This is a genomic window from Brevibacterium pityocampae, from assembly GCF_039541555.1.
GTDB classification, from domain to species: domain Bacteria; phylum Actinomycetota; class Actinomycetes; order Actinomycetales; family Brevibacteriaceae; genus Brevibacterium; species Brevibacterium pityocampae.
In genome coordinates, this window is sequence record NZ_BAABGL010000002.1 from 296,089 (window position 1) to 311,063 (window position 14,975).

Annotated in this window: 12 protein-coding genes; 5 read left to right on the plus strand and 7 right to left on the minus strand. The window is 71.0% G+C overall.

All coding sequences use genetic code 11. The features are described from left to right. Positions 1-111: 111 nt before the first annotated feature. The 6 genes from ABD883_RS01680 to ABD883_RS01705 form a co-directional block, all read right to left on the minus strand. Complete coding sequence (locus ABD883_RS01680; protein ID WP_345029322.1) at positions 112-1,062, minus strand: electron transfer flavoprotein subunit alpha/FixB family protein; 951 nt, start codon at positions 1,060-1,062, stop codon at positions 112-114. 60 nt (positions 1,063-1,122) lie between these two features. Next, positions 1,123-1,914: an electron transfer flavoprotein subunit beta/FixA family protein gene (locus ABD883_RS01685; protein WP_345029324.1), complete on the minus strand. Its 792-nt coding sequence runs from the start codon at positions 1,912-1,914 to the stop codon at positions 1,123-1,125. A gap of 85 nt (positions 1,915-1,999) precedes the next feature. Further along, complete coding sequence (locus tag ABD883_RS01690) at positions 2,000-3,223, minus strand: CoA transferase (protein ID WP_345029326.1); 1,224 nt, start codon at positions 3,221-3,223, stop codon at positions 2,000-2,002. Beyond that, the gene (locus ABD883_RS01695) at positions 3,223-4,446 is read right to left on the minus strand and encodes an acetyl-CoA C-acetyltransferase (protein ID WP_137318701.1); all 1,224 of its coding nucleotides are present in this window, start codon (positions 4,444-4,446) and stop codon (positions 3,223-3,225) included. The genes ABD883_RS01690 and ABD883_RS01695 overlap by 1 nt, the downstream gene beginning before the upstream one ends. A 257-nt stretch (positions 4,447-4,703) precedes the next feature. Next, a complete protein-coding gene (locus tag ABD883_RS01700; protein WP_247618964.1) occupies positions 4,704-5,228 on the minus strand; it encodes an SRPBCC domain-containing protein in 525 nt (174 codons plus the stop codon). A gap of 691 nt (positions 5,229-5,919) precedes the next feature. Next, positions 5,920-6,816 carry a LysR family transcriptional regulator gene (locus tag ABD883_RS01705; protein ID WP_137318703.1) on the minus strand — a complete coding sequence of 299 codons (897 nt, stop codon included), beginning with the start codon at positions 6,814-6,816 and terminating at the stop codon, positions 5,920-5,922. A gap of 131 nt (positions 6,817-6,947) precedes the next feature. On the opposite strand from ABD883_RS01705, the gene ABD883_RS01710 reads away from it, so the two are divergent. From ABD883_RS01710 to recQ, 5 genes are all read left to right on the plus strand, one after another. Next, positions 6,948-8,012 (plus strand): CoA transferase subunit A, encoded by a 1,065-nt coding sequence (locus ABD883_RS01710; protein WP_247618963.1) that lies wholly within the window; start codon positions 6,948-6,950, stop codon positions 8,010-8,012. Continuing rightward, positions 8,009-8,785 carry a CoA-transferase subunit beta gene (locus tag ABD883_RS01715; RefSeq protein ID WP_137320372.1) on the plus strand — a complete coding sequence of 259 codons (777 nt, stop codon included), beginning with the start codon at positions 8,009-8,011 and terminating at the stop codon, positions 8,783-8,785. The genes ABD883_RS01710 and ABD883_RS01715 overlap by 4 nt, the downstream gene beginning before the upstream one ends. Before the next feature lie 83 nt (positions 8,786-8,868). Then, entirely contained in the window at positions 8,869-10,107 is a 1,239-nt protein-coding gene (locus tag ABD883_RS01720) for a CaiB/BaiF CoA transferase family protein (protein ID WP_345029330.1), read from the plus strand. Positions 10,108-10,112: 5 nt separating this feature from the next. Next, the gene (locus ABD883_RS01725; RefSeq protein ID WP_345029332.1) at positions 10,113-11,567 is read left to right on the plus strand and encodes an MFS transporter; all 1,455 of its coding nucleotides are present in this window, start codon (positions 10,113-10,115) and stop codon (positions 11,565-11,567) included. Between the two features lie 81 nt (positions 11,568-11,648). Next, complete coding sequence (gene recQ, locus ABD883_RS01730; RefSeq protein WP_345029334.1) at positions 11,649-13,733, plus strand: DNA helicase RecQ; 2,085 nt, start codon at positions 11,649-11,651, stop codon at positions 13,731-13,733. Between the two features lie 24 nt (positions 13,734-13,757). Here the strand turns inward: recQ and ABD883_RS01735 are convergent, their stop codons facing one another. Next, positions 13,758-14,897: a hypothetical protein gene (locus ABD883_RS01735; protein ID WP_345029335.1), complete on the minus strand. Its 1,140-nt coding sequence runs from the start codon at positions 14,895-14,897 to the stop codon at positions 13,758-13,760. Between the last annotated feature and the right edge of the window lie 78 nt (positions 14,898-14,975).

A 14,975-nucleotide genomic window follows, 5' to 3' on the forward strand; every position in this document is an offset into this window, starting at 1 on the left:
TGGCGATCCGGCCGGGTGCCGAGACAGCGAAATCCCGCGGTTCCGTTCTCAGGAACCGCGGGATATCGCGTTCTGGTTGAGCCTCAGGGGTCGGGGCTCAGCCGGGGTGGATCACTTGCGGGCGTTGACCGCCTCGGTCGCCTGCGGGAGAACCTGGAACAGGTCGCCCACGACGCCGTAGTCGGCGAGCTCGAAGATCGGCGCCTCGTCGTCCTTGTTGATGGCGACGATGTTCTTCGAGGTCTGCATGCCGGCGCGGTGCTGGATCGCACCGGAGATGCCGGCCGCCACGTAGAGCTGCGGCGACACGGTCTTTCCGGTCTGCCCGACCTGGTTGGCGTGCGGGTACCAGCCGGCATCCACCGCGGCGCGGGACGCACCCACAGCGGCGCCGAGCGCATCGGCGAGCGCCTCGACCTGCGAGAAGTCGCCGGCGGTGCCGCGGCCGCCCGAGACCACGATCGCGGCCTCGTTGAGCTGCGGACGACCGGACTGCGGCTTCTCCTCGACGGAGACGACGCGGGCGGTCTTCGAGGCATCGCTCGGGGCGAAGTCGACGGTCTCGACCGCACCGGCACCGGCGGCGGCCTCCGGGGAGACCGAGTTCGGCTTGACGGCGACGATCGGAGTGCCCTTGGTGACACGTCCGGCGACGGTGTAGGAACCGGCGAACACCGACTGCGTGGCGACGAAGCCCTCGGCGATGTCGCTGGCATCGGTGATGATGCCGGAACCGGTGCGGACGGCGGCGCGGGCGGCGATCTCCCGGCCGTCGGCGGTGGCGGGCACGAGCACGCCGGCGGGCTGCCGGGTCTCGATGAGGTTCGCCAGGAGCTCGGCCTGCGGAGCCACGAGGAACTCCGAGTAGGCCGGATCCGAGGCGACGAGCACCTTCTCGGCGCCGTACTCGCCGAGGGTCGCGGCGGCCGCCTCGCCCTGCGCGGCCTCGCCGACGAACACGGCGGTGGGCTCGCCGAGGCGCTTGGCGAAGGTGAGCATCTCCAGGGTGGACTTGCGGACGTCGCCGTCCACGTGGTCTACGAGAACAAGAACTTCAGACATGGTGTGTGATCAATCCTTCAGTCAGGAGGAGTCTGTGCGATTCGGGTGCGGACCGGCGGATCAGACGAGCTTCTTCGACGCGAGCCACGCGGCGAGCTGGTTGCCGCCCTCGCCCTCGTCGGTGACGATCTCACCGGCGGTGCGCGGCGGGCGAGCGGTGAGCTCGACGACCTCGGTGGTCGCACCGGCGGTGCCGACCTCTCCGGCGTCGACGCCGAGCTCGGACAGCTCGTACTCCTCGAGCGGCTTCTTCTTCGCGGCCATGATGCCCTTGAAGGAGGGGTAGCGCGGCTCGTTGATCTGGTCGGTGACCGACACGAGCGCCGGCAGGGTGACCTCGATGTGCTGCGAGGCGGTGTCGCCGTCGCGGCGGATCTTGGCGGTGCCGCCGGAGACCTCGAGGGCCGAGGCCTGGGTCGCGGCGGGACGGCCGAGCAGCTCGGCGACCTGCACCGGCACGACCGACATCTGGCCGTCGGTGGAGGCGAGGCCGGTGATGACGAGATCGACCGGACCCTCCTCCTCCTCGACCTTCTTCACGGCAGCGGCGAGCACCTTCGCGGTGCCGAGGGCGCAGGAGGCCTCGAGCGCTTCGTCGAGGACGTGGACGCCGGAGTCGGCGCCCATCTGCAGGGCCTTGCGCACGGCGTCGACGGCATCGTCGGGGCCGACGGTGACGGCGATGACCTCGGCGTCGTCCTCGTCCTCGGCGATCTTGAGGGCGGCCTCGACCGCGTACTCGTCGAGCTCCGAGAGGAGGCCGTCGACGGAGCGGTCGACGGTGTTGTCCGACTCGAACGAGCGGTCACCGGCGGCGTCCGGGACGTACTTGACAAAAGTGACAATCCGCATGGGGAGATTCATCCTTCCTGAAGAACCTGGTACCCGTTCGAACGCGAAGACGTGCACCTTCGAAAGGGATAGCTCTCTAACGTTATCAACTGGCGATGATGCCTTCATCATGGAGTCTGCCGATCTCAGCAGATCCCAAGCCGAGGCGCTCGGTGAGGACCGCCTCGGTCGCGGATCCGAAGACCGTCGGGGAGTCCTCGGCGAGGTACTCCCCGTTGACCCGGACGGGGGAGGCGCCCACGAGCATGGTGCCGAGCGCCTCGGATTCCAGGGTGCGCAGCACGCCGGCTCCCGCCGGGTCGTCCTGCGCGGCGGCGAGGGTTTCCTGCGCCACTTCACCGAGCGAGGCATACGGCGCCCAGAGCACTCCCGACCCCTCGAGGTCGGCGGTGATCTGTGCGGCCGTGCGCGCGGCGAACCACGGCTTGAGCAGTGCCTCGAGGGTCTCCCGGTACGTGTACCGGTTGGTCTCGAGGGCGAAGTCGGTGCCGAGGGCGGTCTCCAGGGCGGCGACCACCTCGGTCAGCCCGGTGACCTTCACGAGGTTGCCCCACTGGCGCTTGGTGATCGCGGTGATCATGACGTAGCGCCCGTCGGAGGTGGCGAAGTCCGAGCCGAATGATCCGAAGATGTGGTTGCCGTGCTTGGCGCGCTCACCGGCCGGCTGCAAGGTCTCGGTGTACCACCCGAGATTGGCGACCGCGGCCAGCGCGATGTCCTTGAGCGCGATCTCCTCGTAGAGGCCCTCGCCGGTGGACCGGCGGTGGAGAAGCCCGGTGAGCACGGCGGTCGCGGCGGCCTGACCGCACAGCAGGTCCCAGGCCGGGAGCGCGTGGTTGGCTGGGCCGTCGACCTCGGCGGAGCCGGTGATGAGCGGGATGCCGGCCTCGGCGTTGACGGTGTAGTCGACCCCCGGCCCGCCGTCGGCCGAGCCCTGCACCTTGACGTGGATGAGGTCCGCCCGCTTGCCGCGGAGCACCTCATCGGACAGGAACGGGCGGCCGACGTTGTTCTCGACGAAGATTCCGGCGTCCTCGCCCGGGGAGGTGATGAGCGCCTGCGCGAGCTCCTGGCCGGCCTCGCTGCGCAGATCTATCGCGACCGAGCGCTTGCTCCGGTTGAGGGTGCCCCAGTAGATCGACCGGCCCTCCGGCGTGATCGGCCAGCGGTCGATGTCCGGGCCGCCCTTGATCGGGTCGATCTTGATGACCTCGGCCCCGAGCTGGGCGAGGCCCAGGCAGGAGGACGGTCCGGCGACGAAGGAGTCGTTCTCGAAGACGGTGATCCCGGCGAGCGGCTTGAGCGCCATCAGGCCTCGACCCGCTCGAACACGGCCGCGAGCCCCTGTCCGCCGCCGATGCACATGGTCTCGAGGCCGTAGCGGGCGCCGCGGCGGTCCATCTCGCGCACGAGGGTGGTGAGGATGCGCACGCCGGTGCAGCCCACCGGGTGACCCAGCGAGATCCCCGAGCCGTTGACGTTGGTGCGCTCGAAGTCGGCCTTGCCGAAGTCCCACTCGCGGGTGCAGGCGAGCGCCTGTGCGGCGAAGGCCTCGTTGAGCTCGATGAGGTCGATGTCCTTCATCGTCAGGCCGGCGCGGCCGAGCGCCTTCTCCACGGCCGGCACGGGGCCGATCCCCATCCGGTTCGGCTCGACCCCGGCAACGCCCCAGCTGACGAACCGGGCGAGCGGCTTGAGGCCGAGCGCCTCGGCCTTGGAGCGGGTGGTGACGATGGTCGCGGCGGCGCCGTCGTTCTGACCCGAGGCGTTGCCGGCGGTGACGGTCGCCTCGGAGTCCTGCTTGCCCATGATCGGCTTGAGCTTGGACAGCGACTCGAGGTTCGCCCCCGGGCGGATGTGCTCGTCGAGGGTGATCTGCTGCTCGGGCTTCTTGCGGGTGGCCGGGATGGTGATCGGCACGATCTCCTCGGCGAAGGTCCCGTTGTCGGTCGCGGCCGCGGCGCGGCGGTGCGACTCGACGGCGAGCTCGTCCTGCTCCTGGCGGGAGATCCCGTACTCGCGGCGCAGGTTCTCCGCGGTCTCGATCATGCCGCCGGGCACCGGGTAGTGGGTGCCGCCGGCGGTGAGGCGCCCGCGCACCAGGCTGTCCTTGAGCTCGATGTTGCCGCCGCGCACGCCCCAGCGGATGTTCTCGTTGAAGAACGCGGCGCGGCTCATGGTCTCCGCGCCGCCGGAGATGACGACCTCGGCGCCGCCGGTGGCGATCGCGGACACGCCGTCGATGACGGCCTGCAGGGCGGAGCCGCAGCGGCGGTCGACCTGGCGGCCGGGAACGGTGGTGGGCAGGCCGGCGTTGAGCGCGACGACGCGGCCGAGCGCCGGGGCCTCCATCTGCGGGTAGCACTGCCCGAAGATCACGTCGTCGATGACGTCCGGGGCGATGCCGGTGCGCTCGATGAGGGCCTTGACGACCTGGGTGCCGAGCTCCTCGGGGGCGATGTCCTTGAACTGGCCGCCGTAGGCGCCGACGGGGGAGCGCAGGGGTTCGCAGATGACGATGTCTTCAGACATGGGATGCCCTCCTGGAGGCGATGGGTGACGGGAGTCGTGACCGTATGGGTCCACTGTGTCACGGGTCATCTATACCTGTCCAGGGGGTATTCACGTTGGATTAATACTTTTTCGACAGGTAATCGGGCCCCGGGGTGGGCCCCCGGCAGGGCCTTCGGGTGGGCTCCGGTGTGCGGGCGAGGTGTCCGGTGTGCGGGCAGGGCGTTCGCGGGGAGGGGTTCAGGTGCCTTCCTCTCCACGTGCCTCCGCGGAGCCGTTCATGCGTCCTCGACGAGTGCCCGGTAGTGCGGGCACATGCCGGGGACGTAGTCGGGTTCGAAGTCGATCTCCGCGGGGTCCTCGGCGTCGGTGATCACCGCGGCGAGCCGGTCGAGGTAGAACTCCCAGCCCGGGCCGCTGAATTCCGCGGTCGCGGGATCGTCGAGGTGGTGCAGGAGGGTGACGCGACTTCCGTCGGGTGCTGCCGAGACCTCGGCGGAGAGGCGCCACGGCTGCCCGGCCCCGGCGTCGACGGTCACACCGAGCCGGTGCGGGGGCTCGCAGGCGGTGATGCGCGCGGTCTGCTCCGGGGCACCGTCCTCCGCGTTGAGTCGGATGGCGATCGTGCCGGAGGCCGGGTCCCCGGACCACGGGCCGATCCAGGCCGCGGTGCGGCTCGACTCGGTGAGCGCGGCCCAGAGATCGGCGGGTTCGACGGCGAACTCGCGGCTGATCTCGAGCGTGAGCGGGTGGTGCGCGGACAGGCGTCCGGTCGGTGTCCGTCCGGTGGGTGTCGCGGTCATGGCTCTCCTCGGCGGGCGGGTCGCGGGGGCGGTGCGGTGGTGCGCTGCGGTGGGGTGGTACTGCAGTGCTGCTGGGCTGGGGTGCTGCGGTGCTGGGGTGCTGCGGTGCGCCGTGATGCGGTGCTGCGCTGCACGGCCCCGGGATCCCATCGTACGGCGGCGGTCCGGCCGGGACCAGGGTCGCCGAGCGGGACCACGGTCGCCGGCTGGGTTCCCGGGTCGTTCCAGTGCGGATACCGGCGGGTAAGCGCACTGGAGTGGCTGCGGAGATACAGGACCGCACTGGAGTGGCTGGGGTGATGCTGGACCGCACTGGATTGGCTGGGCGAGGCCGGCACCGCACTGAAATGACTGCGGAGGGCTCCTGGGGATGACCTCGGTCTCGCCCACCCGCCGCGGGTGCCGTCGAGCTGCCACTTCTGCGCGACCCCGGCATCGACCTGCCATCTGTGCTCGAGGATCCATGGGTGCTTCGAGCGGGAGCGACAGCTCGACGGGAGGATCGAACAGAAGTGGCAGGTCGATGCGAGAGCAGGTGCTGCGGACCCTCGGCCCGCCTCTCAGCCCACGGACCCGCCGCTCGGCCCATGGACCCTCAGCCCATGGACCCGCTGCTCAGCCCATGGCCCTGCTGCTCAACCCACGGGCCCGCCACTCAACCCTTGGAACCTCAGCCCATGGACCCGCCCCCTCAGCCCACGGTGGGGAGGGCGAGTTCGGCGGCGGCAAGCACCTCGCGCAGGGCGGGGTTGTCGTCGTCCTCGCGGTGGGCGAGGTAGACCTTGATCGGGTCGTGGTCGACGGTGAGCGGGATCGTCACCATATTCGGGTCGTTGAAGCTCGCGACCACGGAGTCGTAGGTGATGGTGATGCCCATCCCCGCGGACACGAGCGCGATGACGATCCACGAGTCCGGGGCCTCCTGGATGACGTTCGGGGTGAAGCCGGCGCGGAAGCACCAGTGGTCGATGAGGTCGCGCATGTTCGCCCCGGATTCCGCCGGCAGCAGGATGAGGTCCTCGTCGGCGAGCTCCGCGATGTCCATCGAGGAGCGGCCGACGAAGCGGTGCTCGGTGTGCACGGCGACCACGGGGCGCTCCATCATCACGGGGCGTCCAGAGATCCGCGGCGGCTTGGCCTGCCAGCGGACGAGCGCGAGGTCGAGCGAGCCGTCGATGACGCGGGTGAGCGCCTCGTTGGCGAAGGTCGTCGATTCGAGGTCGAGGGTGATCCCGGGCTTGCGCTGCCGGGAGGCGTAGGCGAGCTTGGCGACGAGCTTGTTCGAGGAGGCGCCGGCGAACCCGAAGCGCACATGGCCGATGTCCCCGAGGGTGGCGAGCTTGATCGATTCGCGCGCGGTGCGGGTGCTGTCGAGCACGGCGCGGGCGGGCTCGACGAGCGCGGCGCCGGCCGGGGACAGGCTCACCGAGCGGGTGGTGCGGCGGAACAGGTCGGTGCCGAGCTCGCGCTCGAGCTGCCGGATGGTGCGGCTCAGCGGCGGCTGCGCCATGCCGAGCTTGTCTGCGGCGCGACCGAAGTGGAGCTCCTCGGCGACGGCGAGGAACGCGCGGATCTGGTGGATTTCCATGCCCACATTATTGCACGTCGCGTAAAGAATGGGGTGGTATTCGTGCGCCAGATGACTTAATGTGGAACGAGCCGCTCCTCGCACCGCGCTCGTCCACTGCCAGTATCGCGGATCCACCAGTGAAAGCGAACATGAACACAGACAAAGTCGTCGACCTCGCCGAGGCGATTGCCGCGCACGTCCACTCCGGTGACACCGTCGCGCTCGAGGGTTTCTCCCACCTCATCCCGTTCGCCGCCGGCCACGAGATCATCCGCCAGGGCATCACCGACCTGACGTTCTGCCGCATGACCCCGGACCTCATCTGCGACATGATGCTCGCCGCGGGCTGCGTGTCGAAGCTCGTGTGCTCCTTCTTCGCCTCCGGATCCGCCGGCAGCCTCTACGAGGTGCGCCGCCGCCTCGAGCACCACGACCCGGAGCCGCTCGAGGTCGAGGAGTACAGCCACCACGCGATGGTGCTGCGCTACCATGCCGGCGCGGCCCGCCTGCCCTTCATGCCGATCCGCTCCTTCGCCGGCTCCGACATCCCGTCGATCAACCCGAACATCAAGCTCGTCGCCGACCCCTACACCGGGGGCACCACCTACGTCGTGCCCCCGCTCAACCCCGACGTCACGATCATCCACGCGCAGCGTGCCGACACGAGGGGCAACGCCCAGATCTGGGGCATCACCGGGGTCCAGCAGGAGGCCGTCTACGCCGCGGAGCGGGCGATCGTCGTCGTCGAGGAGATCGTCGCGCCCGAGGTCATCCGCGCCGACCCCAACCGCACCCTGATCCCGGCCCACGCGGTCGACGCCGTATGCGTCGTCCCGCAGGGAGCGCACCCGTCCTACGTGCAGGGATCCTACGACCGCGACTGCGCTTTCTACCGCGAGTGGACGCCGATCAGCAAGGATCCGCAGCGTCTGCAGGAATGGCTCGACGACCACGTGCGGAACACCGCCGACCACGCCGAGTACCTCGATGTGCTCGGACGCGACCGGATGGCCGGCCTCGCCGTCGGATCCCGGCCCTCGGGCTCGGTCGACTACGGCCGCCGCCTGCTCGGCACCGAGCTCGCCGCCGCCGAGGCCGGAGAGCACGCAGCGGCCCGCACCTCGGACGCCGCCGGCCCAGCGGACCGCACCGAGGGCACCGGCGGCGCCGCCGGCACCCCGGCCACCACGACCACCGACGGAGGGCAGGCATGAGCACCGCACCGGACTACACCCAGACCGAGCTCATCGTGTGCGCCGCCGCGCAGATGCTCGCCGGCAAGCGCACCGTGTTCGCCGGGATCGGACTGCCCACGCTCGCCGTCGACCTCGCGCACCGCACCATCAACCCCGACATCGAGCTCATCTACGAGTCCGGTGTGTCCGGCGCCCACCCGGAGGCCATGGCCGAGGGGATCGCGGACTCCGTCGTCGTGTCCGGGGCCGAGGCGGTCGTGAACATGCAGGCGCTGTTCGGCTACGTGCTCCAGGGCGGGAACGTCGACGTCGGCTTCCTCGGCGCGGCGCAGATCGACCGGCACGGCTCGCTCAACACCACGGTGATCGGCGACTGGGACCGGCCGAAGGTGCGGCTGCCCGGATCCGGTGGGGCGACGGACATCATGGCCAACGCCGGGGAGATCTTCGTCATCGTCCGCCGCCACGACCTCTCCGCCTTCCCGGAGGCGGTCGACTTCGTCACCTCCCCCTCGCCGGTCCGCGCCCGCGAGGCCGCCGTGGGCATCCAGCCGGCCGGCCACGGCGTGAGCGTCGTCATCACGCCGCTCGGCGTGCTCCAGCGCACCGACAAGTACGGCGAGCTCGAGCTCACCCATGTGCACCCCGGCGTCACCGTCGAGCAGGTGCGGGAGAATACGGGCTGGGACCTCGCCGTCGGCCCCACCGTGGAGACGACCGCGGAGCCCACCGTCGAGGAGGTGCGCCTGCTGCGCGACGAGATCGACACCGTCAGGCTCTACCTGCGCTGACGCGCACGACCGACCCGGCCGCCACCGGCCGCCAGACCGATCGCCCGCCGTCACCACCGGCGGGCGGCAACAGGAGGAGACACGTGGACACCACGGCTCAGGACAGCAAGGCGCAGGACCTGCGCGAGCGCTTCTCGCGCACCGGCAACGGCCCCCTCTCCGGGACCATCGTCGCCGATTTCGGCCGTGTGCTCGCCGGCCCCTACGCGACGATGCTGCTCGCCGACCTCGGCGCGACGGTGATCAAGGTCGAGAGCCCCGGCGGCGACGACACCCGGCTGTGGAAGCCGCCGGTGCGCGAGGACGACGCGACCTACTACTTGTCGGTCAACCGGAACAAGACCGACGTCGTGCTCGACTTCCGCAAGGAGGAGGACCTCGCGCTCGCCCGTGAGCTCGCCCGGCGCGCCGATGTCATCGTCGAGAACTTCAAGCCCGGCGGGCTGGAGAAGTTCGGGCTCGACCACGCGACCGTCGCACGGAGCAACCCGGACGTCATCTACTCCTCCGTCACCGGCTTCGGGCCGAACAACCCGCAGCCCGGCTACGACCTGCTCGTCCAGGGCCTGTCCGGATTCATGAGCCTGACCGGCGACGCCGACGGTCCTCCCTACCGCGGCGGCGTGGCGGTGTTCGACGTCATCACCGGCCTCCACACGACGATCGGCATCCTCGCCGCCCTCCAGCACCGCAACCGCACCGGGGAGGGGCAGAAGGTCGACACCAACCTCCTGTCCTCGGCGCTGTCCGGCCTCGTCAACCAGACCTCCGCCTACGTGGCCGGCGGCGTCGTGCCGCACCGCATGGGCAACGAGCACCCGAGCCTCTACCCGTACCAGCCGATGCCCACGCAGGAGGGCGACCTCATCGTCGCCTGCGGCAACGACCGCCAGTTCGCGGTGCTCGCGAACGCCGTCGAGCGCCCCGAATGGCTCACCGACGAGCGCTTCGCCACCGCCTTCCCGCGCAACAGCAACCGCAAGGCGCTCGAACCGCTGCTCATCGAGGCGCTGTCCCACCGCACCGCGCAGGAGTGGTACGAGCTGCTCACCGCCGCCGGCCTGCCGTGCGCCCCGATCAACTCGATCGAGCAGGGCGTGCAGCTCGCCGAACGGATCGGTCTCGAACCCGTCGTCGAGGTGACCACCGGGGACCGTACGATCCCCACCGTGCGCAACCCGATCTCGCTGTCGAAGTCCCCGGTCGTCTACGACCTCGCCCCGCCCGCGCTCGGGCAGGACACCGAGCTCGTGCGCGCCTGGCTGAACGAGGACTACACCCGCCCCGACGAGGCCGCACCGCAGCGACCCGCCGAGGCCTGAAGGGCGTGACCGACGCCGCAGGACCGCACCCGGTCCCGGAACGCGATCCCGCACAGGGGCGCGGGCCGGGACCGGAGCGCGTGCCGGAGAAGCAGGCGAAGCAGGTCGAGCCCGGCCGGCTCGCCTACCTCGCGATGCTCGGCACCACCACGGTCGGTGCGCTGTCGGGCAACGTCATCAACGCCCCCCTCCACCGGATCCAGCAGGATTTCGGGGCGACCGACAGTCAGACGGTGCTCGCGGTGTCGGCCTTCACCGTATCGATGGTGATCTTCGTGCCCTTCACCGGGTGGCTGTGCGATCGCTTCGGCACCGTGCGGATCGTGCTCGGAGGACTCGCGATCATGATCGTCGCGCAGGCCCTCGCCGCATTCTCGGTCAACCTCGAGATGCTCATCGTGCTCCGGGTGGTGCAGGGGATCGCGTGCTCGACCTTCCCGCCCGGTGTGCAGCGCGCCCTCGTCGCGCTGTGGCCGTCGAAGGGCCAGGCCGCGATGGCGGCGTGGGCCTCAGCGATCGGTGTCGGCCAGGCCGTCGGACCGCCGGTCGGCGGCGTGGTCTCGGAGATCTTCGGCTGGCGCGCCGTGTTCATCCTGCAGGCCTCCCTGTGCCTTCTCCTCGCCGTCGTCATCGTCGTCGCCGTGCCCAAGGTGCGCGGGCGGCAGGCGCCCATCCACGGCATCGGGATGGCGGTGCTGATGATCGCGATGGGGGCCTCGGTCCTCCTCGTCACCCTCGTCGGGCAGCGCGCGGACCCGCTCGCCGAGGCCGTCGTGGCGATCATCGCCTCGCTCGGCCTCGTTGTCTACGTCGTGCTCGCCACGCGCTACCCGGAGACCCTGTTCGAGCCGCGCTCGCTCCTCGAGAAGCGCTACATCCGCGGCACCGTGTCGGCGGGCTCGACGATGTTCATCATGGGGGTGTGCCTGGTCAGCCTGCCGCTCTACCTGGGCGAGCGGCTGGGCCTGACACCGGGCCCGGTGGGCCTCGTGGTGTTCGCGATGGCCTTCGCGATGGCGGTGTCGGGCCGACTCACCTCGTGGCTGTCGGCGAAGCTCTCGATGCGCACCGTGATCGAGATGGGGCTCGGGGTCCTCATCCTCGCGCCGCTCGTGCTCGGCTGGTGGACCTCGCGCGAGTCCGACTCCGCCGCGGTCCAGGTCGCGGTCGTCATCGTGCTCCTCCTGCTCATCGGCGCCGGGCTCAATGCCGGGCAGAGCATCGCGGCGTACGCGATCTCGCGCTCGCTCGCGGCGAAGAACTCCATGGCCTTCGGGATCCACAACACCTCCCGCTTCATGGGGATGGCCACGGGATACGCCTGGGCCGCGCTGATCTACCCGCTCGGTGCGCCGGTGCTCCTGTACGCCGGCGCCTCGGTCGTCGCGCTCGTCGCGCTGCTCACCACGGTGATCGGCGGCCCCGCAGGGCAGGTCGAACCGGCGCGCGAACCCGTCTGAGCCGGGCGGCTCGGGGTGCCGGGACGCGGGTCGGCTGCGCCCTCCCCGCGGGGTGTCCGCGGCGACCCGTAGGCTGGAAGCATGGACGAGGCCGCGCACCCCCACCCCACCCCAGCACCACCCTTCGAACAGGCACCGCCGACGGCCGTCGGTGAACCCGAGGTGCCCGGCGAGTCTGTCATGTCCGACGCGGACACGATGTCCACCGATGACCCCGCGCCTGGTGACCCGGGAGCGGGTGCGGGGGAGTCGGCGGGCGCCTGGGTGACGGTGGACGACCCGCCCGGGGGAGGGCCCGGCGAGTCGGACTCGGCTCCCGCCGGCTCCCCGGAGGCGCTGCGGATCCTCTCCGAGGTCTTCGGCTACGACTCCTTCCGCGGCGACCAGGGTGCAATCATCGACCACGTCGCTGGCGGTGGGGACGCAGTCGTCCTCATGCCCACCGGCGGCGGCAAGTCGCTGTGCTACCAGATCCCCTCGCTGCTGCGCCCGGGCACCGGGATCGTCGTCTCCCCGCTCATCGCCCTCATGGCCGACCAGGTCGCCGCGCTCGAATCGCTCGGCATCCGGGCGGCGTTCCTCAACTCCTCGCTCGACGTCGACGAGGCGCGCGCCGTCGAGGCGGCGTTCGAGGCCGGCGAGCTCGACCTCCTCTACATGGCCCCGGAGCGGCTCGTCCTCGAACGCACCCGCGCCCTGCTCCGGCGCGGGCACGTGTCGCTGTTCGCCATCGACGAGGCCCACTGCGTCTCCCAATGGGGGCACGACTTCCGGCGCGACTACCTGGGGCTGTCCCTCCTCGCCGAGGAGTTCCCGCAGATCCCGAGGATCGCGCTCACCGCGACCGCCACCCGCGCCACCCACGAGGAGCTCACCGAGCGCCTCCGGATGGGCCGGGCCCGGCACTTCGTGTCGAGCTTCGACCGGCCGAACATCCAGTACCGGATCGTGCCCAAGGACCAGGCGCGCAAGCAGCTCATGGACTTCATCGCCGGTGAGCACTCCGGCGAGGCCGGGATCGTCTACTGCCTGTCGCGCAAGAGCGTCGACGCCGTCGCGCAGGCGCTCGACGCCCGCGGGATCCCGGCCCTGCCCTACCACGCGGGCATGGACGCCGCCGACCGCGCGGCGAACCAGGCGCGGTTCCTCCACGAGGACGGCATCGTCATGGTCGCGACGATCGCGTTCGGGATGGGCATCGACAAACCCGACGTCCGGTTCGTCGCCCACCTCGACCTGCCGAAATCGATCGAGGGCTACTACCAGGAGACCGGGCGAGCCGGGCGTGACGGCCTCGCCGCGACCGCCTGGATGGCCTACGGGCTCGGCGACGTCGTCAACCAGCGGCGGCTCATCGACTCCGGGGAGGGCTCGGCAGAGTTCCAGCGCAGCCAGCGCGCCCACCTCGACGCGATGCTCGCCCTGTGCGAGACCGTCGACTGCCGCCGCGTCCAGCTGCTGCGCTACTTCGGACAGGAGTCCGAGCCGTGCGGCAACTGCGACACCTGCCTGAACCCGCCGCGCACCTGGGAGGCGACGATCGCCGCGCAGAAGCTCCTGTCCGCGCTCATCCGGCTCGACCGCGAACGCGGCCAGCAGTTCGGCTCCGGCCAGGTCATCGACGTGCTGCTCGGCCGCGACAACCCGCGCTCCGCGCAGTCCCGGCACGAGGAGCTCAGCGTCTGGGGCGTGGGCGCGGAGCTGTCCGAGAAGCAGTGGCGGACCGTCATCCGGCAGCTCATGGCCGCCGACATCGTCGCCGCGGCCGGTGAGTACAACGTGCTGGTGCCCGGACCCCGCGCCACCGGGGTGCTGCGCGGGGAGGAGATCGTGCATCTGCGCGACGACCCGGAGCCGGCCCGGGCGTCCCGCCGCTCCCGCAGTGCGAGCGGTGCGGGAGGGGCCCGCGCCTCGGCGGCGGACGGGCTGGAGGGTGCGGACAGGGAGCTGTTCGAGGCGCTGCGCGACTGGCGCACGGAGACCGCGCGGGAGAAGAAGATCCCGCCCTACATGGTGTTCTCCGACGCCACGCTCGTCGGCATCGTCGAAGCCCGGCCGACCTTGATCGGTGCGCTCGGCACCGTGAGCGGGGTGGGCCTGAAGAAGCGTGCCGAGTACGGCGAGGCGATCCTCACCGTCGTCGCGGAGGCCGCCGCGGGGGAGTGATGCCGACCTCCGGGGCGGTGCGGGTCAGGGCAGCCGGACGGCGTCGAGGACGAGAGCGTTCTCGCCGCGGAAGGTGAAGTCGGAGAGCTCCTCGAACACCGTCAGGCGGGTGCTCGACCCGGGGTCGGTGAGGTCGACGAACTCGAGCTGCGGGACCGGGGAGCCGGCGTCGCGCTGTGCGACGGATTCCGCCTGATGGACGATCACCGCCTCGGTGCCGTCGATCCAGGCGCCGTGAACGGTGTCCGGGGTGAAGTCGCCGTCGAGCATGCGGGCCGCCACCGGCTCCGGGCTGCCGTCGATCGCGTCGATCGGCACCTGCTCGAACGCTCCGGTCTGATCGAGCCAGACGACCGCGCCGCCGGTCCCGCCTTCGACTGCTCCGCGCGGTTCGCCCCAGCCGAGGAACCCGTCGCCGGCGGAGTCGACCACGCGCTCCGTGACTGTGCCGTCGGCGGTGTCGATCGCGCGGAGTCGGATTCCGTGCCCCAGTCCCTCGTCGGGGTGGACGCGCTCGGTGAGGACCATCGTCCCGTCGATGCAGGGGTGGTCCCCGGTGCGGCCCTCGAGGATCCCCGGTTCGATGGGCGCGTCGAGCTGCTCGGCCCTGCCCTCGCGGACTGTCCAGAGATGCCCGTCGTCATCACTGGAGTCCGACCCGGTGAGCACCGCTGTGGTGCCACCGCAGACGGCCGACGCCACCGGCCTGCCATCGATCTCGGCGCGGGTGGTGACCCCGGTGTCGCCGATCTCGACGACCTCGGTGCCCTTCCCTCCCGCACGGACGACCGTCGTCGAATCCTCCCGACCGAGCAGGTGGCCGCCCCCGCCGTCGCCGAAGCTCCCCAGCCGCTCGGTCACCGGGTCCGTCCCGTACCGGGTGACGATCCGGCCGCTGCGGAGCACTAGGCTCTCGCCCTGCACCTCGAGCTCGGCGTCGTCCCTGCCCAGATCGAAGCGGTCGAGCGAGCCGTCCGGCCGGACCGTGAGCAGGGAGTACTCGGATCCGCCTTCGGCGCTCTCCACCGCGGAGCCGATCAGCGCCGCCGTGTACAGCGACAGGTCGAGGTCCTCCGGGGCCCGGTCGCCGCCGAGCGCGCACCCGCCCAGCACGGCGGTGGACATCGCTGCGGTGGCCAGGGCGATCGTGCGGAGGAGAGACATGATGGCTCCACGCTAGCGGTTCCCGTGACCGGGGAGCGGAATCGGAGCACGAGAAGGGCCGCCCCACCCATCGGTGAG

Bases quoted from the DNA above. Each gene is read 5' to 3' on its own strand.
- ABD883_RS01680 (WP_345029322.1), bottom strand. From the start codon at position 1,062: ATGTCTGAAGTTCTTGTTCTCGTAGACCACGTGGACGGCGACGTCCGC.
- ABD883_RS01685 (WP_345029324.1), bottom strand. From the start codon at position 1,914: ATGCGGATTGTCACTTTTGTCAAGTACGTCCCGGACGCCGCCGGTGAC.
- ABD883_RS01690 (WP_345029326.1), bottom strand. From the start codon at position 3,223: ATGGCGCTCAAGCCGCTCGCCGGGATCACCGTCTTCGAGAACGACTCC.
- ABD883_RS01695 (WP_137318701.1), bottom strand. From the start codon at position 4,446: ATGTCTGAAGACATCGTCATCTGCGAACCCCTGCGCTCCCCCGTCGGC.
- ABD883_RS01700 (WP_247618964.1), bottom strand. From the start codon at position 5,228: ATGACCGCGACACCCACCGGACGGACACCGACCGGACGCCTGTCCGCG.
- ABD883_RS01705 (WP_137318703.1), bottom strand. From the start codon at position 6,816: ATGGAAATCCACCAGATCCGCGCGTTCCTCGCCGTCGCCGAGGAGCTC.
- ABD883_RS01710 (WP_247618963.1), top strand. From the start codon at position 6,948: ATGAACACAGACAAAGTCGTCGACCTCGCCGAGGCGATTGCCGCGCAC.
- ABD883_RS01715 (WP_137320372.1), top strand. From the start codon at position 8,009: ATGAGCACCGCACCGGACTACACCCAGACCGAGCTCATCGTGTGCGCC.
- recQ (WP_345029334.1), top strand. From the start codon at position 11,649: ATGGACGAGGCCGCGCACCCCCACCCCACCCCAGCACCACCCTTCGAA.
- ABD883_RS01735 (WP_345029335.1), bottom strand. From the start codon at position 14,897: ATGTCTCTCCTCCGCACGATCGCCCTGGCCACCGCAGCGATGTCCACC.